This is a genomic window from Thalassospira sp. MCCC 1A03138 (assembly GCF_002115785.1).
In the GTDB taxonomy this organism is placed as follows: Bacteria; Pseudomonadota; Alphaproteobacteria; order Rhodospirillales; family Thalassospiraceae; genus Thalassospira.
The window spans coordinates 614,661-638,688 of the sequence record NZ_JFJY01000002.1 but is presented as its reverse complement, the minus strand read 5'-3'; the positions used below and the strand labels follow the sequence as shown (position 1 = coordinate 638,688).

Here is a 24,028-nt window from a genome sequence, read left to right as displayed (position 1 = left end):
AGCATGGCATTGTCCAGCATTTGATCGGCCAGAAGCTTCTTCAGCCTGGTATTCTCATCCTCCAGAGCCTTCAAACGTTTGGCATCAGAGATGTCCATACCGCCGTATTTGCCTTGGTATTTATAGAATGTCGCTTCCGATAACCATGACGACGACAAACATCCTCAGTCTTCTGACCGCTTTTCTGCTCCCGGATAATCCCGATAATCTGCTCTTCTGTGAACCGTGATCACTTCATCTAGTCTGTCTCCTTACTGATGACAGACTCTACTCATTTCTGGAGGAGTTTTAAGGGCTCAGGTCATTGTGTCAAAGCCAGTTACTGCTTTTTGTTGCCGGTTGTGAAACCAGAAGTAAAGTCACGCCAACTACCGTCTTCGCCCACTTTTTGCGACCGCGCAAGCGCGGCCTTGCCAAGTGAGCGGACCGGCAGGTTCTGATGAGCATGCAGCATGAAATCATGCCAAAGCTTGGCTGGAAGGTCTCCGCCAGACACATCATCCATCGGACTGCCGTTATCATTCCCCATCCAGACCCCTGCAACCAGTTCAGCGGTATAGCCAATGAACCACGCATCACGGGAATCCGATGTCGTGCCCGTCTTGCCCGCAGCAGGGCGATCAATTATCGCATTGCGTCCCGTGCCCTTGGCAACGACAGATGACAACATATTGTTCATTTCCCCCGCGTGCAGCGGGTTCATCAGACGGACAGGAAATTCGTCATTGCGCTCATATATAACTTCGCCGCCCTGACCGACAATTTTACGGATCGCATGCGGAAACACCGAAAATCCGCCATTGGCGACGATGGCATAGGCACCGGTCAGCTCAAGCATCGAAACCTCGCTGGTTCCCAGTGCGAGACTTGGTTCACGTCCGAGTTTGGCAGAAACGCCCATATCGTGAGCCTTTTTGATCACATTATCCAACCCGACTTCCATGGCGACCTGAACCGCGATTGAATTATTCGATGTTGCCACCGCATCGCGGATCGACATGGTGCCATGGTGCTTGCGATCAAAGTTTCGCGGTTCCCATCCGTTAACGGATATTGCCATGTCGCGCATCCAGTCGTTCGACCCGATCCCCTTATCCAAGGCTGCCAGATACACAAACAGTTTGAACACGGAACCGGGCTGGCGCCGTGCCTGTGTCACACGGTTGTACTGGCTTTCGAAATAGTTGCGCCCCCCAACCATTGCGCGAATGGCCCCATCCGGGGTCATCGCCAGAAGGGATGCCTGCCCTACATGCTTTTGCTGCGCAACGGGGCTTGCCAAAGCACGTTCAAGATTGAGTTCGGCAATTTCCTGAAGACGGGAATCAAGTGTGGTGTTGATCGTCAGATCCTGATCAACGTAACCGATGTAATCACGGACACGATCAAGCACCCAATCGGTAAAATACCGAACACCGGGCCCGCTTTTTCCCTGTCGAGTGGTACGGACAGTCCGCTGTTTGGCGCGCTCGGCACGCGCGCCAGTAATCACGCCGTTTGATGCCATAGCATCGAGAACAATATTGGCACGTTTTGCGGAATCTTCTGGATCAACCAGCGGGTTGTAACGACTTGGCGCCTTTGGTAGTCCGGCCAGAACCGCTGCCTCATAAAGATTAAGTCGTCGTGGGTCGGTTCCGAAATAGTGCCGGGACGCGGCATCTATGCCATACATCCCCGATCCGAAATAAATACGGTTCAGGTAAAGCGACAGAATCTGTTGCTTGGAAAATTTGAATTCCAGCCAAAGCGCCAGAAGGACTTCTTCGATTTTGCGGCCGAAATTGCGTTCAGGTGACAGGAATAGGTTTTTTGCGAGCTGCTGGGTGATCGTACTGCCGCCTTCTGCGATACGACCGGATGTCAGATTGACCCAGCTGGCACGCAGAACCCCCAGAATATCAATACCAAAGTGATCGTAAAACCGGCGATCTTCGATGGAAACAAACGCCTGTCCGACATAGTCCGGCAGATCTCCGACCTCTACCGGGCTACCATAACGATCACCGTAAGAGCCAAGTACAACACCATCAACACTAACCACGCGGATGGAAGGCTTACGTTCGCTGGCAACCTCGAAACTTACCTTTTCAGGCAGTCCGTAACCGTAATAGGCAACCACTCCGCCAGCAATAACCAGCGCCCAGATCCCCATAATAACAATAAAACGTGCAATCGCCTCGGGCCCGGGGATCATCCCACCAAGCTTGCTTAAAATGCCCGACCCGCTTTTCTTGCTGCTTGTGCTGCTACCGCTACTAGCACGCTTCTTGCGTTTGCGCGGCGTCGTTGCACCCTTGCGCACGGTTTGCCGTCGTTTAAATGGTCTTTGGGCCACTAAGCACCTTTGATATCAAATAGGGACGCCGGTTTGTGCCCGTGAACGACCGATCTGTCAACGTATCAGCCAGACAGACAGAAGACAGGCGACACAAAGCGTCAAACAGCATCACTCAGCCGTTTCGACTGAAATTTACAGGTTATGCCCCAACGTCGGCAGAAGACCCCAATCCCCTGCTCATTCGATGATTTTACCGCTTTTCGTTCAACAAATCGCTTTTCCACATATCCGTTACGCCATTATTCTCACGGCGTCGTTGTGATGCAGCTCGAATCATCGAACGAATTGGTAAACCATCATGTGCATCCAGCATAAATAACCGCCAAAGAGACGCAAGCTCTACATCGCCGCGGATTTGCGGAATTCGGCTATTATCGTCATTCCCAGCCCAAACGACCGTAATCAGGTCGGACGTAAAACCAGTATACCATGCATCCGATGCACCGGTTTCGGCTGTACCATATCCCGCAAACGGCCGGTCTAGACGAAGCCGGGGGTCTGTGACACTGGAAAACAGGGTATATGCCCCCTGAGTGGCAGCGTCTGTCAAACGTGACGGTGCTGCTTGTTGAACACGTTGGTAAACCACTTCATTTGTGGCCACAAACATCACCTTGTTCACCAAGCTTAATTGTACCGGTTGACCAGAATTCTGGGGTAAAGCATGGATAGAAGCAATATCGGCGAGTGTCACAGGATCGAGCCCGACAACTGTTCGTATGTCGTTTGACAATGGGCTCTTGATACCGATTTCCCGAGCATAGTTGCGAACATTCAAGAGACCAAACTGATCCGCCAAATTTACCGGAACAGTGTTCACGTCACGCACAAATGCTTCGCGTAGAGAAATCTGACCGCGATATTCATGATCAGGATTGACCGGGCGCCACCCCCCTGCCGCCATGCGATTGTCCCTCACCCACTGCGCCGGATCACTATTCTCGTTCAGGGCGTAATAGTAAGGGATAATTTTGATCATTCGACCTGGAAAATGTTTTACATCCCACGCACGGTTGGGATGGAATGGGCTGTATGTTACCCCTCCGACAATCGCGCGAACGCGGCCATCTGGACTTATTGAAATCAATGCCGCCTGATTAACTCCGTTTGGCTTCAATCGCAAATTGGCAACTTCGCGCACAACCTTCTGTGCTTGTCTTTGAACTGACAAATCAATGCTGGTGGTAACTTCGATATCACGACTTGTATAGCCAATACGCTCGGCGACTTCGTTCATGACCATATCGACGACGTAGCTTGATACCACCCCATCCTCGTACTGGACGTCCAGCTTTGGCTTTAACAAAGTGAGGGCTGAAACACGATCAAGCTCGATATACTTGTAACGCCCCATATTCAGGAGAATTTCATTGGCCGCATTCGCGGCATCACTGGGATGGTATAGAGGATCGAACTTGATAGGGTCATTCATCGCTGCAGCTAAAACTGCAGCCTGATGCAATGTTATCCGCTCTGCTGGGCTGCCGTACCAGATGCGTGATGCCGCAGTAATCCCAAAAATACCGCGCCCCATATAAGTACGTTCAAGGTAACTGCGCAGTATGGTCTTCTTGTTAAATTTCAGCTCAAGCCATAAAGCGACAAGAAGTTCCTGCAAATGGCGGCCAGAACTGACTTCCGGGGTTTTAAAGAAGCTTCGGGCCACCTTCATTGTTATGGTTGATCCGGGGACGTCATTACTTTTGAAAATCCGGATGAAATCACTAACAGTCACGCCCAGATGGCCGTAGAAATCGGGATCAGATGCAGCGACAAATACGTTTTGTATTCTTTCTGGAATTGTCGTCAGCGAAACATCCTGACTGTATCTTCCCCTTACAATCTCAAGCGTGGCCCCGTCAAAACCCATTACACGAACTTCGGGACTCCTAATCATATTTCGACTGAAATCGAGATTTGATTGGATTAGTAACATCGTCGCCAATGCTGCGGAAAATGTTAAGAACGTAGATAGGACAACGATCAACATACTTCGCCGCCTGCGTCGTATCCTGATGATACGCAGTTCACGCTCTGTAATTTCCTGCATTGCCGCCTGCGCGGCATTTGCGCCACCGCGTTGCGGTTCGTCCCGTTCTTCTTCTGCCACGCCCGGTTCCGCTTTTCCCACAGGTTTACTATGCCAACGCACAGTAAACCGACAAGCCATTAAGAAAGTACTTCTCTCAATATGAATTGAGAGGTCCGAAATTGGGGGGGGCGGATCAATAGAACCAGTTTAAATATTCGCTGCGAGGTATGAGCCTAGATGCTACCCTGCACCCCATAGCTTAAATTCTTCAATACTTTGCGCAGGATATCTTAGTATAAGTATATCAGACGGGAAATTATCACCATCCACATAAAAGACTAAATCATTTACGAGAACAGTAAAACATCAAATAAAAATCACCATTTCGAATCAAAGGAAATAATTTCTGAACATTATTTAAATATTTTTTCTCTTGAAAATATATCCTTTAAAATTCGACAAAAGCTTTCCGAAACCAATAGTACCATCCAGCGCGCCAAAAGACGATATTTCCTCATAATCATTATCAATATTTTTCTTTATATCCTGCTCTGAAAAAAGCCGGATTGGATATTCAGATTTGTTTATTGATTTTGGCACAATCTGGCTTGAAATAATGGTATTACCATTCACCAATATTGGTGTCCGATCAACGACAATATATGGAACTTTAAGAGCAACCATAGATTTTAATAAATCATCAGGGTTACTTAGATACTGTAAAGTACCTGATATCAGCGCTACATCCGGAGTAAAATTTGAACCTACTTCAGCCAAGCTCTGAGCAAACTTAAGTTGGTCATTTTCGAATTCTTCTTTACCGATTTTGACAAAATTTTTCTGCTCAACAACAACCCATTCAATATCTTTTAAGCCTTCAAGAAAATCTCGACACTGGTAATAAGAACTGCCAAGGGCCCCTCCGTAGTCTAACACCTTTAAACGGTTGCCATTCTCAACCGCTGCACGAAGCAATGTCGCGATAAGGGGAAAAGGATAGGGTATTGCATCAAAAATAACGCCATCTCTCTCCGACTTAGCCCGTCCGTCAACAACCTGCTTAGCAGCCCACCTAACTCTATCAAGTATCTCAGTTGCTTCGTAACCTTTAGTGGCTTCCTGAGCAGCTTCCCAATTTTCAAAATTCCCACGAAACACTATTCCACGATTGAAATAGCACGAGTAAGCTTTGACAAATATTGGAGGCATCCAGTTTCGTAAAATTTTTTTCAAAAAACTCATTTCAATAATCTCTTTATTTTTCTTACAACTCGGCTAAGCACTTTATCTCTTATGTTTTCCCGTTTTAACTTCAAGAGAAAATCACGCCAGGCCTCCCGAGCTTCGTCAGATTCTACAACTGGAATATCCTGTAAATCCGGGCAAGTTTCGGACAGCGACTGATCATAAATATCATTTTCGCCGCAATGTGTTCCAGTACCATCAAAACCTATATTTTGGGTCATAGATTTCCCAGGATATACAGTCAGCCCCCCCGCCAGAAGAACTGATGCGGACCAACGAATAGCCCAAGAATCATTCTTACCTTCGATTTGCTTTTTCAGCATATCTGTGTAGGGAAAGGCACCGTCAAAATCGAATTTTCTTTGTAAATTTCTTGCTTTCAATTCTCTAAGCAAGCTAGCACCGTCAGCCTGATAGAATTTCCAGCTTCGCCCCCAAACAGCCCATCCCCAACAATCCGGAAGAGACAGAAAGAAGCTATTTTCCAACTTTCTGTCTGTTGGAAATACATAGCATCCAACACTGAAGACTCTCGTGTCATGTTCGTACTTTTTAAGTGCTGCGTTAACCCAGCTCAGAAAATGTCGCGAAACTATTACATCATCCTCTACAACGGCCACAAAGCCGTACTCGTTGCATAATTGACTTACGCCGTCGACAATAGAGGCCGATAAACCCAGGTTATGATCTCGCTCAATTACGGTAACACTGCGAAAGCCTGAAACCCGTCGGCAGAACGACCGGACTTCTGTTACAGCATCAACATCGTCGGGACTTTTGGCGCCATCACAGAAAATAAATAAATCTGTTTCACTCGCAAGAGTATTCTCCTGCAAGCTTTTCACAACCAACCGCAAATGTTGGATGCGACGATAGGCGAATAAGGCTACCGGACAATTCAATTAGTTAGCACCTTTAATTCTGCAAATTTCTTTTCGACAAAAAGAAAAGAGTTATAAGTCTTAGCGAAAAAAACATACCCCTTTGACATCAAAAATGAATATACGTCACTGTTTTGAATATATTCAAAACTAATTTCATGGAGCAAACACTCAACTAAAACACATTTTGGTCGATACTTAACCCAGTCATTAGACATTAAGACCTTGAGATCTAAGCCTTCGACATCTATTGACATAAAGTCAATATCAACGCCAAAAGGTAAATGCTTCTCCAGAATCGAATCTAGCCTTTCAACATTTACTTCTCGCGTCGTCAGTATTGTGTACACGACGGTTTCATCTCGAGACTGGGCCAAATCTGAGTCAAATGTATTAAGTGCAGGATCATTAAATTCATAATATACAAGTTTTTCAGGACAGTCCGAAACACCGACGCATAGATTTATATCCCTTGGTCTTTGCTTCTTAAAAACAGCTTCTGCTGATGGATTTGGTTCTATATTAATGCCCGTCCAACCGGATTGATAAAAATGAAACGTGTTCGAAAATCTTCTAGGATGATGGGCTCCAACATCTACATAAAACCCATTCTTTTGCGCGCTAAAAAGTCGAGCTAGGATAGCGTCCTCGCCCTCTTGAGAATAAAAAACCCTTGCATTCGGATCAAGTATACGCGCAATAAGAGGAAGCCTTTTCCCAAGTAGCCACCTCAAAGAGTTCAAAAAAAATCTCACAGCCGACCTCCTAAAATCCAAGAAGATTATCATTATTGTAAAAAATATTTGCTCTCCACGTCTGAATATTAATTGGACCAGGAAAGTCTATTATTTTGAACTCTTTTTCAGAAATAAAAGTCAATGCTTCCTCATATTCGGGAACATTGCTGTTATCGATTATAAGAACACCATTTCTTGACAAAGCGGGTAAAGAGTTTTTAACGCAATTTACACGATCTCGGCCATCTGTGAATATGACATCAAAACAATCACGATATCCCAATACTTTTTTTACAATAGTCCCCTCCATATTCCAAAGCTACCAGGTTGGATTTTACATTCGCGGGTAAAGATGCGGAAAGTCTGTCATACCAAACTGAATCATGTTCACATGTCGCCACTTTCCCAGCGCGATCAGTCCACCATAATGCTGAGCCACATGTCACGTGTTCAAATACGGAAGAAATACCGCTAGGTAGCCTATCTTCCAGAAATATCAAACAAGGGTAGGTAATCCATGGAATTGGGTTCCCCTCCGCAATGATCGGAATACCTTTCTTGCGACTTTCGAACCAACCCATTTCAAGCAAGTCCCCCTTGTCCCGAAGAGAAAACAAAGAGTAGAGCTTCGTTCTCCCCCCAAAATTACTTATTATTTCTTTAAAAATTTGCATAATTTTTCGCTCCCCTTATGAAATTAATAAGATTAAGAGGCAGAATGGATCGACTGATTATGAAACATTGACCTCGTGACGAATCAAAAAGTATCAAAGAAAATGCAGAAATATAAAAAGATATGACAGTCGCAAACGCCGCTCCAAAAGCACCCCATATTGGTATAAATAAAGCATTCATAACAAGATTTACTACCAATCCAATAGCTGTTCTATAAAAAGATATCCTTTGTAAATTCTCAATAACAAGATACTGACTGCTTGCAACACCTAAAAAGACAGCCATTGTCGCCCAAGTATGGGTTCTTAGCACCAAGGCAGTCTCTTGATATTGATGGCCATAAATTATCTGAACCAAATAATCTGCAAATAGAAAAATAAAAATTGAGACAATAAAACTTAGTAAAATCATAAACTCATACAAAACACGCAGTCGAAAAATGTAAAGATCTCGACTTATCTCACGCGCCCGAACCAAAAAAGGCTGTAGGGACGAAATGAATGCTGCTGGCAGAAAATACCAAATCTCTGAAATGCGGAGCGCTGCAGTATAAATACCTACAGAGCGGTTAGAACTTAATTGCCCCAGCATAACAAGGTCCACCCTCATATAAAGAGCAGCGCCGGCAGCAGAAAGTAACAGCGGCCACCCCTCTGCCAGTATTTTCTTCGCTGTTTCAAACTTGTATGACCAGCTGAAACCGACTTTATTTCTCTTTAACAGGAAAAAATACGTAAGCGCTACCGCAGAGAGTATTGCTTCTGCCAAGCCAACCCAAGCAAAGGATATTAGAGGAGAATCGTTAAAAATAAGAATTATTCTTAGAATGGCAGATAGAACACAAGAGAATGATTTAGCCAATACAGCATACTTTGATTTAACGATAGATTGAAAATACAAGCTCACAACATCAAATGGCAAAAAGAACATACTCATCGACAATATAATTGTAATACTTACTACCGTTTCATCATTAGGCCTGAGAATAAAAACAGATGATATGCAACATATTACAGCAATCAATGAACCAGATAACTTTAAAAAGAAAGTTATTCCAATTTTCTCACCGACCCTGTCTTTCTCTTTAACCAAATCGCGTACAATATTGCTGTCCATTCCCAGTCCAGCTAAGACACCGAACATCCCAACAATTGCACTTGAATAACTAAGCTTCCCTAAATTTTCTGGCCCCAAATATCTGGCAATAAAAACACCTACAGTTAACCCAACAATTGCCCTGATAATACTCTCAAACACAATCCAGCTTGTATTTGACATAAAGGAATATAATCCGGTTTTTTTTAAAACCGAAAATGATTTCATAAAACCACTCATTTATGATTTATTCACTCGAGTACCAAAAGGATAGATTTAGAATACTCCGCAGCGCTTTCTACTCATTATAGCGCATATATTTAAAGCCATGTGCCTTCACAAGCTCATCTCTCTCAGCGGCTTTTAAATCCTCGATGACCATCTCGGACACTAGCTCCTGAAAGCTTGTTTTCGGCTGCCATGCCAGCTTGGTTTTCGCCTTTGTAGCGTCGCCAAGTAACGTCTCAACCTCAGTCGGTCGAAAATATCGTGGATCCACTTCCACAATTAGCTTTCCATTTTCATCATATCCTTTCTCCATAACACCTTGGCCACTCCAAGAGATATTCATGCCGAGTTCGCATGCCGCCGCATTCACAAAATCACGGACGCTGTACTGCACACCAGATGCAATGACAAAGTCCTCCGGCTGTTCCTGCTGAAGCATTAACCACTGCATTTCGACGTAATCCCTCGCATGCCCCCAATCGCGTTTGGCATCAAGGTTTCCAAGGTAAAGGCAGTCTTGAAGCCCAAGCTTAATACGGGCAAGTGCCCGAGTAATTTTTCTCGTGACAAACGTTTCACCACGTATCGGACTTTCGTGGTTAAAAAGAATCCCGTTACACGCGTACATCCCATACGCTTCTCGGTAGTTCACAGTAATCCAGTATGCATAAAGCTTTGCAACGGCATACGGACTGCGGGGATAAAACGGTGTCGTTTCTTTTTGGGGTATTTCCTGAACAAGGCCATACAGCTCAGAAGTGCTAGCCTGATAATAACGGGTCTTTTTCTCCATGCCGAGTATTCTTAACGCCTCGAGAATCCTCAGCGCGCCCAAAGCATCGGAGTTTGCGGTATACTCCGGCTCCTCAAAGCTAACCGCAACATGACTTTGGGCAGCCAGATTATATATTTCGTCGGGCTGCGTTTTCTGAATAATCCGCGTGAGGCTGGAACTATCCGTCATATCGCCGTGATGCAGGAAAAATCGCAAACTTTTTTCGTGCTGATCCCGGTAAAGATGGTCTATTCGATCCGTATTAAATAAGCTTGTACGGCGCTTAATACCGTGAACGATATACCCCTTTTCCAACAAAAACTCAGCCAAATACGCGCCATCCTGGCCGGTTACACCTGTAATAAGGGCGACTTTATTTTCTTTGTTCACAGCGTTACTTTCGTATTTTCAAGGTAATTTTCGTATGTCTTGGCGAGCCCATCGATCAAGGATAATTTCGGTTTCCATCCAAGATTAGACATTCGGGAGACATCCAACAACTTGCGGGGTGTGCCATCTGGTTTTGATGCATCAAAAATCACCTCGCCCTCAAACCCAACAGCATCCATTACTTTCTGAGCCAGATCTCTTATAGTAATATCTTCACCACAACCTACGTTATACATACCTTCACGAACCCCGTTTTGCATTAGAAACACACAGGCATCCGCAAGATCATCAACGTAGAGAAATTCGCGTCTAGGAGCCCCAGTCCCCCAAACAATCATTTCCTTTCCGCCTTGCACTTTTGCCTCATGAGCCTTACGCATCAGCGCTGGCAAAACGTGCGCATTATTCAAGTCATAATTATCATTCGGTCCGTAAAGATTAGTCGGCATCACGCAAATATAACGTGTTCCATACTGCAAGTTGCAGCTTTCACAGAGTTTAAGCCCGGCAATTTTAGCTATCGCGTATGGTTCATTGGTTTTCTCAAGCGCACCAGTAAGCAAGCTATCTTCTTTGATTGGTTGCGGGCAGTCTCGAGGATAAATACAACTAGAACCCAGAAAGCACATATCTTTGATACCGGCTGACATCGCCCCCCAAATGATATTATTCTGAATTTGGAGATTAGAATAGATAAAGTCAGCTCGATAAGTATTGTTCGCGTGAATACCACCTACTCTGGCAGCAGCCATGAATATATAGTCCGGCTTCTCTAATTTAAGAAAGTTAAACACCGCCTCTTGGTCAAGAAGATTGATCTCATCCTTTGATCGCAACAAAAGATTATTATAACCAAGAGATCGAAGTTTGCGGACAATAGCGGATCCGACCATACCACGATGGCCCGCAACAAATATTTTACTTCCTACCATTGTAGTCCTCAAAACGCACGATATCATCTTTTACAAGATAACAACCCGGTTGATACCCAACGATTTTCATCGCGGATCTCTCCGGGTTTGCCAACGTATGCCATACTCCCAACAGAATGCGAAAAACAATCATCGAAATATCGAAGAACTTTTCAGCAACTGTTTGTTTTTCTTTCACGCCATATATGACTGTCCAGCTCTTAAGCTATTTTTGACGGATGAAGTGCGACAACAAGATATATAGAAGCACTCTAATATTGAAACCAGTCCCGTCGTCAGCTCCAGTATTTGCAGCCACCTACTAGCTCATCTGGCGCGTCAAAAAGACCATTTCCAATTCCTCATCGCCTCAAAAGCCTATTTAATTCTGGATACTTAATCTAATAAACCGCCTTGCAGATCGCTCAGAGTTTTCGCTATTTGCGCCAGCTGCGCTTCAGTAAGGTTATGAGTTGAGGGAAGGTAAAGCCCGTTTTCCCATATACGGTCTGCAACCGGGCAAGGTACGTTTCTGAAACCTGGTATCTCCTGCAAACATGGCTGTTGGTTCATGGGGCAGAAGAACGTGCGTGTATCTATGCCGTGCTTCCTGAGGCTCTCACTTAACTGATCCCGTGACATTCCAAATTCATCACCAATGACTACGGCGTACATCCAGTAGACGTTGTACGCCCATTCTCTTTCCACAGGCAGCAAAAGACCAGGAATGTCCTCTAGAAGAGAATTGTAGGTATGCGCAACGCGACGCTTTTCATCCACTATATGTTCGATACGACGCAGTTGGGCCAGCCCCATCGCAGCTTGGTAGCCCGTCATTCGAAAATTGTAGCCAAGCTCCTCATGGCGAAATCTGGGTGTTGTAAAAGCAAGGTTACGCAACAACCGCAACCGCTCAGCCAAGGCTTTGTCATTAGTAACCACCATACCACCCTCACCGGTGGTAATTACCTTGTTCGCATAAAAGCTGAAGCACCCCATATCACCAAAGCCCCCGGTCTTCCGACCGCGGCAGGTGGCGCCGTGTGCTTCGGCACAATCTTCGATAACTATCAAATCGTGCTTTCTTGCCACTGCCATCAGCGCATCCATATCTACAGGATGCCCAAACAAATGGACGGGGATGATTGCTTTTGTTTTCGGCGTTATAAGTGATTCGATTAAATCTAGATCAAGATTCCAAGTTCCCTCTTCAGAGTCGACAGGAACTGGAATTGCGTTGTTGTGAGCTACAGCCAAGGCCGTTGCAATATTTGTGCTGGCGCTTATCAGTACTTCATCACCAGGTTGGATACCCGCTGCGGCAACAGCAAGATGAAGTGCCGTGGTACCATTTGAAACAGCCACACCATATTCGCAACCGCAAAACGCGGCGAACTCAGCCTCGAAAGCTTCCAAATAATGACCAAAAGTCCCTGACAACTCACCTTTACGTAACGCATCTGTAACGTAAGAAATTTCTTCTTCGCCAATAATTGGCTCAAACACTGGAATCATGGTTGTTTGACCTCTATCTCAACCTTGTCAAACTCGTCCCCCATAAAAGGCCCTTGCTTGACGCTAATGCATTGCATGTCTTCGATTACGTGGATGGCATGCGCACCATGAATAAGCACGATTGCATCACCAGCATTAAGTATGACCTCACGGATTAGCACTCCGTCATCATCAAACAACTGAACGCCAACAACCCCTCTTTGAACCACGAACATCTGCTGCAGATCACGTACGGTTCTCTCAAACTCACGATGGAAATGAGGTGGTTCTTGGTATCCTGCCTCATGCGCCAACAGTCCAAATTGGAATGACGATTCTGGAGGAGAGAAAAAACGGGTTTTTTCAACTTGGGCGGTGGCCCATATAATCTCGGCGTACCGGGTACCCTGGTATTCTACAATTTCATGACTCATCAGCCTATCTCCTAAAGAACCGTCCATCCAGACTGATCTATTCGTATTGGATTGGCACTACAGCGCCAAAAAACTTCCTGCCGCAACATCCCAGGACTGAATGGAGTGTCGTACTTGACCACTCGGTATGCTCGATAGGGGAAATGGCTGCTAAAAAGAGCATCCAGTTCTTCAATCGTTTCGAAGAACTGAAGGTGATCATGCCCCTCCAAACCTAAAGATTCAGAACCTGCAAAGACCCCATCCTCTGAGAGAACTTCCACTATTTTTGCGAGCACTATGTGGGTTGTCTCGGCTGCAAAATGCCCGATTGCGCCATCCCAAACCACTATGTTGTAATCTACAGACGGAAATGGTGTATTTACAGCATCACTCAATCGATAGTCGATTTTTGGAGATGCGTTCAAGGACTTTGCCGTCTCGATTGCAGTAGGGTCAATATCGATTGCATCAATGTGCGCGCAGCGTTTTGAATAGAAGCGTTTCGCAAAAAAACCGTCTCCGCACCCTATATCAAGCAACCGATCATGGTCTTTTATAAGCTCAGAGACAAAGAAACCACGGTAATATGGGAATATGCTGGTTCCGCCCTCTCCATAAATGAAGTCAAAAAAACCGATCCTATGACTGAAGAAATGCGGTTGTTCGCGAGCCCAAGACCACTCTCTCCGAAACACACTGCGGTAGTGCAAGCTTAAAAGCTTTACTAGAACTTTTTCGGACAACCGCCCGCCAAAAAAAATGCGTTCAAAAAGCCCAAAAGCCTTTTTTCTCAAAATCGTCAATGAGCCGTTTTCTTTCTGATTATCCATTTAAATTCCAAATATTTCTGAAATATTCCCAGTTAACTGCTTTTCCACGTCAAAGACTGGCATCTGAGATATTTCCTCAAGTCTTTTACCAGCCGGCAAGTAAGTCAACCCGCCGTCAGGGTGGCGCGACTCGCGGAATTTTGCCTCGACAAAACCTTCGGAACATTTCAAAGCCCGCAGATTACCCAACTTATCCCTACGCACAAAGTAAGCATTATTTCCCGCACTGTTGCATCCAACGAAGACGTATCCACGACGCTCGGCTAGCATGCAAAGCGATGCCAACGACGCTCCCCAATACAAATTGGAATAATGCGCCGCACCTCGCTGGAATTTTGGATCGTAAGGAACAGTAACTGCGAGCTCATCCCCAAAGACACTATTATACTCGCAAATCACAATGATTGGATCCACGACATCGATAGCATCCCAAACCCAGTAGTCGTTCCCGTCAATATCCACGCTTAAGATTCCGATTTCACCTTCGAAACCGTTGCTAGAAAACAGCTCGTTCACGTTGTCTTTATCGATGAAAGCAGCTATCGCCGTGAGATCGTATCGCCAAAAATGAGTGTCTGATACTACCTTGCTGATGTTTTTGCTCGAACCATCCAGGATCAACCCACTCCAGTTATCATTCATGAGCAAAAACCTAGTATTAGACTCTTGGTAATCTTGCACACCAAATTCGATAAATCTCCGCGCACCTTCTGGAACATCTACCTGCTGCAGTAGATATTGAATAATGCCATCATCACCGAATTGAGAAAAAACCTTGAACTCCGCGTCAGAAATCTTTGGCAGAGCTTGGTGCGATTTCATTTGATTGGCTATCTGTCGCCCCAATAGAATCTTCGTTTCTACAATCTGCTCACGAATCTCGTAGACACCGACAGCCCTTGCACATGACTGCAGGCATTTGAAGAACCAGTTTTTTACACTCATAATATTTCCTAGGCTCACAAAATCTATACTGGCTCAGAAACTTAGCTTACGCGACCGAAATAGCATAAGTGTTTAGCATCATCACCACCTGATTTGTTAGATTGTCACCTGCTTCTGATAAATTGATCAAAATCAGAACCTTAAATCTAAGGCTAACAAGATGAATTAAATTTTCATTTCAGTTAAACGATAAACAGAACCGCACTGGTTCGGCTCCTCTATAAACGGTCGGACCACATTGCAAAATGCCAGCCGAAACCAGACCCTAAGCAAGATTGCTGCACTAAAATAAAAGCAGCTCTCTAAGCAGGAAATTGAGAAATTATTGAACAGCATAAAAATCCCAGTTAATAAATCAAATTACATAGCTCGCCGGAAGGAGGCAATTATCTGGCCCCATAGAGAAACGCGCACGATACAAGCAAGGCGGATAAAATGGCCTGCATCCCACATCAAAACTCAATTATTCTAAGAACATTATCGATATAGTACCGCATTTTGACTAGAAATTTGGTTAATATGCCTACTTTAAAAGCTGTAAAACAGGTGCTTAATTGTGAAAATTGGTATTTGCTTGGGAAATTTCCATCAAGATACAGGTGGCGCTTTCACATTCCAAAATGAAGTGTTTAACGCTATTTTTCCCTTTATACGTGATAGCAATCACAGTTTTTTCGCATTAACTGAAAATGATACAATTTTAAAAAATAACAATGAAAAATCAAAAGAAATAGAACATCTAAAAATAGATACAAGTTCACTGGATAAATTTAAGAATAATTTATCGAGTTACTCCCCTTTAATTCGCCGACTACTAAGAAGCCCGGGTCCACTCCAACGCACAGCTTTAAAGCATGAGCTAGATCTTCTCTGGCATGTTGGAGGAGGTGCGCACGAAGTTACCGACACACCTTATATAGCAACAGTGTGGGATCTTCAGCATCGCATGACGCCCTGGTTTCCGGAAATGAGTGCTCTTGGAACATGGGATGCAAGAGAACAGTCATACAAATATTTTCTGCAACGTGCCTCCTTCATCATCACAGGAACAGAAGTTGGCAAACAAGAGCTGATGCAGTTATATGGGATACCAGCGCCTAGGGTAAGAATACTCCCCCATCCAACACCAAGCTTCGCATTAAGCTCAGCAAAACAGGAAACAGATATTCGCCAGAAGAAAGGGATCAGCGGCGACTATGTGGTTTACCCGGCCCAATTTTGGCCGCATAAAAACCACGCGAATTTGCTTTTAGCTCTGAAAGAATTACGTGAAAGACACGAAACCAAATTGCAGTTGGTCTTGGTGGGTTCCAATAAAGGAAACGAGAACTACATCAGGCAGCTTGCAGAAGACCTAGGCTTAACCAGCCAGGTTGTGTTTTGTGGATTTGTATCAAAATCAGAGTTGATCGATTTGTATCAAAATGCTCAAATGCTGGTCTATCCCAGTATTTGTGGTCCAGAGAATCTCCCTCCTCTCGAAGCATTTGCTTTAGGATGCCCCGTCGCTGCGGCCGACATTCCGGGAGCGCGTGAACAACTCAAAGACGCAGCTATTTTCTTTGATCCATTGGCCCCCTCTGACATAGTAAAAGCAATCCACACTGTTTACACCCAAAAATCTTTAGCGTTAGATTTAAAGAAAATGGGAAAAATTCGAGCGGAAAGCTGGAAGCCCCATGATTTCTGCTCCGGCATCTATGAACTGATCGAAGAATTTTCCAAAATTAGAAGAAATTGGCTTCGGTAAATTAAAAATGAAATTTTCTATTGTCACCCCAAACTATAATTCCGGTCAATTTCTAGCGGAAACAATCGAATCTGTTTTGATTAACCTGAAGAAAGGAGATGAATACTTCGTAATTGATGGTGGATCGCATGATAATAGCGTTGATATCATCAAAAAATACGAAAAACATATAACCGGCTGGGTCAGCTGCCCGGACAACGGATACGCTGATGCTATTTCAAAGGGATTTGCACGTGCAACCGGTGATATTATGGCTTGGATTAATTCAAGCGACCTGTTGCTCGATGGTGCGCTTGATACAGCGCGCGAGAAATTTATAAAATCCGATGTTGATTGGATATTTGGTGACGATTATTACATCGACGAAACCAGCCACGTCTTGTTTCGAAGCTGTGGTGGAACAAGCAACATAGAGAAAATGATGTTATATGGGGCATGGACTCCTCTTCAAGATGCTTGTTTTTGGAGGAGTTCTTTATACCACAGCGTTGGTGGCATAAATTCTAACATCAAGTATGCGGCGGATTTTGACTTCTTCCTTAAACTTTCCAGCATTGGAAAATCGGAATACATTCCAAAAGTTTTCAGTGCCTATAGAAAACACTCCAATCAAATCTCAATTGGTAAGTCGACCCAATACAAAGAAGAGAAGAAAGAAATTTCAGAGAAATTCAGTAGAAATTATGAAAAACGATTATCGAGGTATTATTACTTTGCTTGGGCAAGAGTCAGAGCAAGGATATTCCAAAGATTTATCAATTCGCATGCTGAAAAAGGCACACATATTTCCAATTGTAGGTGCGTGCGATAGTTATGCTTAGAAAAAACAAAAATCTAATAAAGAACTGGATTACTTCCCTGAATTTACACAGTTTCTTTATATGTTTATTATATTTTCCCTCCTATTTTCTGGACTGGAGGCGATTTGTAGCACTAGGAGGGAAAGCTAGTTTCTTGGATAGCTATCCTTGCCTAGGAGACAAAACTTCTCAAACAAGCTTTGATCCCCATTATTTTTATCAAGCGGCTTGGCTGTCACGCAAACTTGCAAGCAGCAAACCACACAATCACGTCGATATAGGTTCAGACATTAAAACCATCAATGTTTTATCAGCTTTTGTACCTGTCGAATTTCTCGATTTTAGACCACTAAATGTAAACATCTCCGGCCTCACATGCCTTGGTGACGATTTACTAAATCTGTCTAGAACAAGCAGAAGCATAAGCTCCCTGTCTTGCATGCATGTGATTGAACATGTAGGCCTTGGCCGCTATGGAGACCCCATAACCCCGACCGGCAGCTTGCAGGCCGCGAAAGAATTAGAACGCGTTATCTCTCCTGGGGGGAGACTGTATATTTCTGTACCCGTAGGCGAAGAGAAAGTGTGTTTTAATGCACATCGGATATTCGATCCTGTAAAGTTTATAGATATGTTTCCCGAACTGGATTTAGAGAGCTTCAGCTTTGTAGACGATCTCGGCAACTATTTCGAGAAAGCCGAGCCTTTAGATGCAGCGGATAATTCTTACGCATGCGGTATGTATGTATTTGTTAGGAAGTCATGAAGTCAGTTCGTAAAGCAATACATTCAGTTTGGGCTTACAACCTATATGAGCGAGATATTTGGGTATCTTCTCAGTGTCGCCAACTTCCGGCAGGAAGCAAAGTCTTGGATGTCGGCGCGGGATCATGTCCATATCGGAATCAATTACAGCACTGTGAATACAAAACCCAAGATTTTCAGCAGCTAACCTCCAGTCAGCTGCGAAATGGTTCTTATGGTCAAATAGACTATGTATGTGATGCATCTTCTATCCCAGTAGAAGACGCTAGCTTTGATGTAATTATATGCACCGAAGTATTAGAACACATCCTTGAACCAATTAAAGTGATAGAAGAGTTCAGCAGAATACTTAAACCGGGTGGGAAAGTTTTACTTTCTGCGCCACTCGGATCAGGGATACATCAAGAACCACACCACTATTATGGTGGTTTCACGCCTTTTTGGTATAAATCCGTTTTGGAAAGAAATGGATTTAAGGAAATCCAGGTTGAAGAAAACCGAGGATCTTATGCGTTTTTCTCTCAAGAGAGCATACGGTTTGTCGCATCCACTAAGCCGTGGAAGTTAAAAACGAACGTTATAAGTCGACTACTGTGGTTACCAATATGGATCGCGCTATCACCAATTCTTGCCATAGCAATACCAATTATCTCTCGCATACTTGACAAATATGATGCGGAAAAGAAATTTACGGTTGGATATCACATAGTCGCACAAAAAGGATTTAAATGAGAATTCTCTGTGTCTTTGGAAAACATCAATATGGAGATCCAAGCAGAGGATTGGGCATAGAATATGTTTCATTTATACCTGCTCTAAAGAAACTTGGCCATGAGGTGCTTCATTTCGAGTCATGGGACAAAGATAATTATAGAGATTTTTCGGATTTGAATAAGAAACTCTTAGAAACAGTTATTACATTCGAACCGGAAATAATTCTAACTGTTCATATGAGCTACGAAATATGGGCGGAAACTATCGATATTATCTCGGCAAGAGATGGCGTTAAAACCATTTCTTGGGCAGCGGATGATTCGTGGAAGTACAAAGAAGTTTCTAAGTTTATTGGCCGTCACTACCACGTGATGACCACCACATATGATTATATAGTTCCTCGCTATCATAAAGATGGCATTAGAAACGTTTTGCTAACTCAATGGGCTGCACCGGAAAATTGGCTTTCTGAGCCTCTATCCGCAAAAGATTGTCAGTATGAAGTTAGTTTTGTAGGGGCAGCTCACGGCTCACGGATCAAAAGAGTAGAAGAGCTAAAGAAAAACGGTATAGAAGTGGCATGTTTTGGTCACGGATGGCCTGCAGGACCCGTACCCGCAGAACGAATACCGTTCATTATAAGAAACTCAAAAATAAGCCTTAACTTTGCCAACTCGTACGGTGAGAACCAAATTAAAGCAAGAACGTTCGAGGTGCCTGGTTGCGGTGGGTTTCTAGTTACGGAAAATGCTCGGAACATCGAGAAATTTTACGAAAATGGTAAAGAAGTCATAATATTTGATACCGATAAAGAGTTGGAAGACCTAATAAAATATTATCTAGCAAACCCAGAAGAAAGAGACGATATAGCCCAGAACGGCTTCTCCAGAACTGCCAGAGAACACACATATGTCAATAGAATGAAATCCATTTTGAATTACTCCTCATCAATAGAGGCGTATGACGTGAAAAAAGACAACAATGGCACCCTTGAAAAATCGATAAAAGATCATAGAAAGACATATTTATTAACTGTTATTAGAAAAATCATTTGCGGATTACTTTGCGTAATTTTTGGAAAAAGACGTGGCCCAAGAGCGGCGCGTAGACTGGTTTTTGAACTTTCTTGGAGATTTCTAGGGCACCACACATTCACAGCAAAAGGAATTCCAGGACGAATGTTTCCCGACTTATAATGGAAGCTTTTCGTTCTATGTCGATAAATCGCGACAATCAGAAATAATAATCCAATATAGCATAGTGAATATTTATTTGTCTGAATAATTTAATTACACACATAAAACTAAAATATAATTTCATTACTTGATTTTTATACATATCATTAGCATCATCCGATGAAATGCTATGATTATTGAGTTAGGGATTTTGGTGATAAGATAAATAATAATATATCCAACCATTCTTCTCGCGAAAATATCCATAAAAAGCATAAATAGAGATGTTTACATGAAAAACACTCCCCTAGTCAGCATTGGAATGTCTGTTCATAATAGCGCCAATACTATTTCGGCAGCAATTAATTCAATATTGAATCAATCTTACCCATTTTGGGAACTAATTATAATTGATGATGGGTCCACAGATAACACGAGATCTATTATCGATAAATTCTCGGATAGCAGAATAAAGTTCTCCCACCATCAAAATTGTCGCGGTCTAGCTTATCGACTAAACCAAGCAATAGATACTTCAGCCGGAAAATATTTCATGAGAATGGATGGTGACGATATTTGTTTTCCGGAACGCATCCATAAGCAAGTTGATTTTCTAGAGTCACACCCGAGTATAGATTTACTTGGAACTAGCTTGCTTATCTTTAGAGATAACGGAGAAGCAATCGGCGTCCGCGACCTTCCATCAGATCATAAATCTATTTGCAAAAGCCCATTGTCCGGGTTTGAGTTACCTCACCCTACTTGGATGGGAAAAATAGAGTGGTTTAGACATTTCCGGTATGATGAGAATCAGTTTAAATCACAAGACTATGATGTGTTACTGCGATCTTATAAGCATAGCTGTTTCGCCGTATTACCCGAAGTCCTTCTTGGATATCGGGAAGATTTTTTCAATTTTCAGAAGCGTATTGTTAGTAGAAAATTCACAATAATATCGCAAATAAAATGCAGCAGAACCCTTCCTGATTACTTGAAACTAATTTATTCAATAACCTTACAAATTGCAAAATTATCGATTGATTACCTGTTCATCGAAGTATTTAAGAAAAATTCGAAAATTTATACTACAAAACTGAAAGCAAGCAAGGAAACTGAAAAATTATGGAAAGAAACCTGGGATACATGCAATTAAAATAAAACTATATAATCCCTCTGCAATAGAAAGCACAGGGAAAATCCTTTGGCGAATACGTACCAAGATTTATAAGATTATCTTTTCAAGGTTCAACATTGGAAGACTTGATCCGAGAACTGGCAATTGAAGATTCGATGCAACTCCCCATTAAGAAGAAGCATCACCGAAACCTCTCAGAATCTGTTTATGCATGCGCAGGAGCTAATATCCGTATTCGGCAACCAGACAGTTCGTCGCAAAAATCTCAGCATAAAAGATAGAACAGAGCGCACTCATCTCAATCAGATGAACTTGCTCTGCCCATTCTAATTTTATGCGTCAATTCACAACACGTGTGAATTGACGCATAAATCCAGAAACTCAGACCACCGTTTGCCAACGAAACCTCGAACTTTGCGACACATTATGCTGAAAAGGTTTGAAGCATAATCTTGGAATTCTCTCTATTCCTTATAAAATTCATAAAATCAAATGCTTACAGCATATCCAATTTGAGAAAAACGCTACAAATTTCGAAGATTATGTGTCGAATTCACTTGTAGTGTAATCTTGTTATGCATCGAACCGGATATCACGCTCCAAGATACTCATTGAGGCTAGCGTTGAGTATAGCCTTTCTGAGGAGCACCTAATTCGACATGCTGTTTAGCAGTTTGGCTTATGAAGCTAGCTAAGTCATCGATCAGCTCAAAATCAATCTTTGTCCCAATAGCACACTCCCATACAATTGCAGTGCGCCAACCCAAGTTATGCAATTCCTCTATCGCTGTTTTATCTCTCTTGGTATTGGCCGCAAATTTCTTAGTCCAGAAATCAGTGTTTGTTGCCGGTGTCGTCGCTTTCTTGCAGTCCGGATGACGATGCCAAAAGCAACCGTGCACGAAAATCACAACTCGCCACTTCGGCAGCACTATGTCCGGTGAGCCCGGCAACAGACGTACATTGATTCTGTAGCGATAGCCCACAGCGTGCAGTGCTTTTCTCAGCAGAACCTCTGGTTTCGTGTTTCTGCTCCTGATGCCAGACATCATTCTGGAGCGTGTTTTAGAGTCAACTATATCCATGATTTCACAAACATAGCGCAATCAAGCTTATTTTCCACCTGGTGACACTTGGTGAAACCTGGTAAAAGGCTCGACATTATGGGGAGAAACGATGTCCAAAGATTTTGCCATCATTGATTTGTTCGCCGGGCCAGGAGGGCTGAGTGAAGGATTTTCAAGGGCAGGACGCGACAAGGAAACCCCAATGAAGACCCATCTCTCAATCGAGATGGATGACCATGCAATTCAAACGTTGCGACTGAGGGCCTTCCTGCGGTCCTTTGATCGATTTCCTCAAGAATATTATGTCGCTCTCAATAGTGGTCTTGAGCTTCCTGACTGGGCCGACCTCTATCCCAACAATTGGAAAGTTGCGGCTAAGGAGGTACGTCAACGCGTCTTGGGGAGCGACGGTGTATTCGAGGAACTAGCGACCGAACTAGACCAAGTGCGCGAACGTCATCACGGCGATACAATCTTGATCGGAGGACCTCCCTGCCAAGCATATTCGTTAGTTGGAAGATCGAGAAATCGGGGCAAGGCAGGTTACGTTCCCGAGGATGATAATCGGCATTTTCTATATCGCGAGTATGTGCGCATTCTAGACCGGCTTCGCCCTGCGGCCTTTGTGATGGAAAATGTTAAGGGGATGCTCTCGAGCCAAATTAATGGCGGTCGGATTTTCAGCAAAGTCCTCGATGATCTTGAGGAGGCGGGAGACGGGTACCGTTTGTTACCGCTCGCAACTTCCGCCCCTCTCGATGGCTCCCGAGCTTCGGCCAAAGACTTTCTGATACGGTCAGAAGACTTTGGAGTTCCCCAAGCCCGCCATCGAGTTATCATTCTCGGAGTTAGGGTGGATCTCGCTCAACGCCTGAAACTCGACGGTCCACTTCTCGGCGCTACCCAAAAGCAAGTGGACGTGGGCACCGCAATTGACGGTCTTTCACCGCTCCGCAGTGGACTCAGCCGTGGCGATACAACAGAAGCTTGGAAAGCTGCTGTTCGTGAACAGGCTATACGCATTGCCAGAGCTGGAAACACTCCAGAAGAAGTAAGGAATATCGCTCAAAGGATTTCTTCTGCCACCAAATTGCCTGAAGCAAGGTCAAGTCGCGAGAAGGCGATTGCTGGCAATATGCCAAAACATCTCCTTAGGTGGTTCGATGATGAACGACTTCGGGCAACGCTGCATCATGAAACCCGAGGACATATCCCGGAAGATATCGGTCGCTACCTTTTCTCTTCCGCTTTTTCCAGCTCGTACTCACGTTCCCCGAAACTGGACGAGTTTCCAGATTTTTTGCAGCCGGCTCACAAGAACCGTGATTCTGGCCATTTTTCCGACCGTTTCCGCACCCAACTGAGTGGACGCCCATCGACCACTGTCACAAGTCACATATCCAAGGATGGTCATTATTTTATCCATCCCGATCCCGGCCAGTGCCGCTCACTCACCGTAAGGGAGGCTGCCCGCTTGCAAACATTCCCTGACAACTATTTATTCTGCGGATCTCGAACCAAACAATATCATCAAGTGGGCAATGCGGTACCACCGTACCTAGCATGGCAAATAGCTAAAGCAGTTTACAAAGTTTTGGGATAAAGAAGGCCTAAATGTTGGCTTGAT

The 24,028-nt window shown here is 43.9% G+C and carries 21 protein-coding genes and 1 pseudogene; 7 read left to right on the top strand and 15 right to left on the bottom strand.

Translation table 11 applies throughout. The features are described from left to right. The 14 genes and pseudogenes from TH468_RS07775 to TH468_RS07710 all read right to left on the bottom strand — a co-directional run. Window positions 1-229, bottom strand: a pseudogene (locus TH468_RS07775) (transposase); the annotation flags it as partial. 90 nt (window positions 230-319) lie between these two features. Further along, entirely contained in the window at window positions 320-2,305 is a 1,986-nt protein-coding gene (locus tag TH468_RS07770) for a transglycosylase domain-containing protein (RefSeq protein WP_246832251.1), read from the bottom strand. 226 nt (window positions 2,306-2,531) lie between these two features. Further along, window positions 2,532-4,451: a transglycosylase domain-containing protein gene (locus tag TH468_RS07765; RefSeq protein ID WP_085643059.1), complete on the bottom strand. Its 1,920-nt coding sequence runs from the start codon at window positions 4,449-4,451 to the stop codon at window positions 2,532-2,534. Between the two features lie 339 nt (window positions 4,452-4,790). Then, on the bottom strand, window positions 4,791-5,615 hold the full coding sequence (locus TH468_RS07760; RefSeq protein WP_085642949.1) for a methyltransferase, TIGR04325 family: 825 nt from the start codon (window positions 5,613-5,615) through the stop codon (window positions 4,791-4,793). Further along, on the bottom strand, window positions 5,612-6,463 hold the full coding sequence (locus tag TH468_RS07755) for a glycosyltransferase family 2 protein (RefSeq protein WP_168177095.1): 852 nt from the start codon (window positions 6,461-6,463) through the stop codon (window positions 5,612-5,614). Before TH468_RS07755 ends, TH468_RS07760 begins: the two co-directional genes overlap by 4 nt. A gap of 53 nt (window positions 6,464-6,516) precedes the next feature. Continuing rightward, a complete protein-coding gene (locus TH468_RS07750; protein WP_246832250.1) occupies window positions 6,517-7,254 on the bottom strand; it encodes an FkbM family methyltransferase in 738 nt (245 codons plus the stop codon). A 642-nt stretch (window positions 7,255-7,896) separates the two neighbouring features. Further along, entirely contained in the window at window positions 7,897-9,246 is a 1,350-nt protein-coding gene (locus TH468_RS07745) for a flippase (RefSeq protein WP_085642943.1), read from the bottom strand. 58 nt (window positions 9,247-9,304) lie between these two features. Further along, window positions 9,305-10,399, bottom strand: coding sequence for a GDP-mannose 4,6-dehydratase (gene gmd / locus TH468_RS07740; RefSeq protein ID WP_085642942.1), 1,095 nt, complete (start codon window positions 10,397-10,399; stop codon window positions 9,305-9,307). Beyond that, window positions 10,396-11,331 carry a GDP-L-fucose synthase gene (locus tag TH468_RS07735; RefSeq protein WP_007088319.1) on the bottom strand — a complete coding sequence of 312 codons (936 nt, stop codon included), beginning with the start codon at window positions 11,329-11,331 and terminating at the stop codon, window positions 10,396-10,398. Before TH468_RS07735 ends, gmd begins: the two co-directional genes overlap by 4 nt. Next, window positions 11,318-11,518, bottom strand: coding sequence for a hypothetical protein (locus tag TH468_RS21995; RefSeq protein ID WP_085642940.1), 201 nt, complete (start codon window positions 11,516-11,518; stop codon window positions 11,318-11,320). Before TH468_RS21995 ends, TH468_RS07735 begins: the two co-directional genes overlap by 14 nt. 188 nt (window positions 11,519-11,706) lie before the next feature. Then, entirely contained in the window at window positions 11,707-12,825 is a 1,119-nt protein-coding gene (locus TH468_RS07725; protein ID WP_085642938.1) for a DegT/DnrJ/EryC1/StrS aminotransferase family protein, read from the bottom strand. Further along, window positions 12,822-13,238, bottom strand: coding sequence for a hypothetical protein (locus TH468_RS07720; RefSeq protein WP_139834663.1), 417 nt, complete (start codon window positions 13,236-13,238; stop codon window positions 12,822-12,824). Before TH468_RS07720 ends, TH468_RS07725 begins: the two co-directional genes overlap by 4 nt. An 11-nt stretch (window positions 13,239-13,249) precedes the next feature. After that, a complete protein-coding gene (locus TH468_RS07715; protein ID WP_085642935.1) occupies window positions 13,250-14,050 on the bottom strand; it encodes a bifunctional 2-polyprenyl-6-hydroxyphenol methylase/3-demethylubiquinol 3-O-methyltransferase UbiG in 801 nt (266 codons plus the stop codon). Further along, complete coding sequence (locus tag TH468_RS07710) at window positions 14,051-14,995, bottom strand: hypothetical protein (RefSeq protein WP_085642933.1); 945 nt, start codon at window positions 14,993-14,995, stop codon at window positions 14,051-14,053. It lies immediately after the preceding gene. Window positions 14,996-15,551: 556 nt separating this feature from the next. Here TH468_RS07710 and TH468_RS07705 point away from each other — a divergent pair. From TH468_RS07705 to TH468_RS07680, 6 genes are all read left to right on the top strand, one after another. Then, the gene (locus tag TH468_RS07705; RefSeq protein ID WP_139834662.1) at window positions 15,552-16,745 is read left to right on the top strand and encodes a glycosyltransferase family 1 protein; all 1,194 of its coding nucleotides are present in this window, start codon (window positions 15,552-15,554) and stop codon (window positions 16,743-16,745) included. Between the two features lie 7 nt (window positions 16,746-16,752). After that, window positions 16,753-17,556, top strand: a complete 804-nt coding sequence (locus TH468_RS07700; protein ID WP_085642929.1) for a glycosyltransferase family 2 protein — start codon at window positions 16,753-16,755, stop codon at window positions 17,554-17,556. Between the two features lie 143 nt (window positions 17,557-17,699). After that, on the top strand, window positions 17,700-18,311 hold the full coding sequence (locus tag TH468_RS07695; protein WP_210402228.1) for a DUF268 domain-containing protein: 612 nt from the start codon (window positions 17,700-17,702) through the stop codon (window positions 18,309-18,311). Continuing rightward, entirely contained in the window at window positions 18,308-19,042 is a 735-nt protein-coding gene (locus tag TH468_RS07690; RefSeq protein ID WP_246832249.1) for a class I SAM-dependent methyltransferase, read from the top strand. The genes TH468_RS07695 and TH468_RS07690 overlap by 4 nt, the downstream gene beginning before the upstream one ends. Then, window positions 19,039-20,220 carry a glycosyltransferase gene (locus TH468_RS07685; protein ID WP_085642925.1) on the top strand — a complete coding sequence of 394 codons (1,182 nt, stop codon included), beginning with the start codon at window positions 19,039-19,041 and terminating at the stop codon, window positions 20,218-20,220. Before TH468_RS07690 ends, TH468_RS07685 begins: the two co-directional genes overlap by 4 nt. A 271-nt stretch (window positions 20,221-20,491) precedes the next feature. Continuing rightward, window positions 20,492-21,352: a glycosyltransferase family 2 protein gene (locus TH468_RS07680; protein WP_085642923.1), complete on the top strand. Its 861-nt coding sequence runs from the start codon at window positions 20,492-20,494 to the stop codon at window positions 21,350-21,352. 599 nt (window positions 21,353-21,951) lie between these two features. Here the strand turns inward: TH468_RS07680 and TH468_RS07675 are convergent. Further along, complete coding sequence (locus TH468_RS07675; protein WP_085642921.1) at window positions 21,952-22,419, bottom strand: very short patch repair endonuclease; 468 nt, start codon at window positions 22,417-22,419, stop codon at window positions 21,952-21,954. Window positions 22,420-22,510: 91 nt separating this feature from the next. On the opposite strand from TH468_RS07675, the gene TH468_RS07670 reads away from it, so the two are divergent. Next, a complete protein-coding gene (locus tag TH468_RS07670; protein ID WP_085642919.1) occupies window positions 22,511-24,004 on the top strand; it encodes a DNA cytosine methyltransferase in 1,494 nt (497 codons plus the stop codon). The last annotated feature ends 24 nt before the right edge of the window (window positions 24,005-24,028 follow it).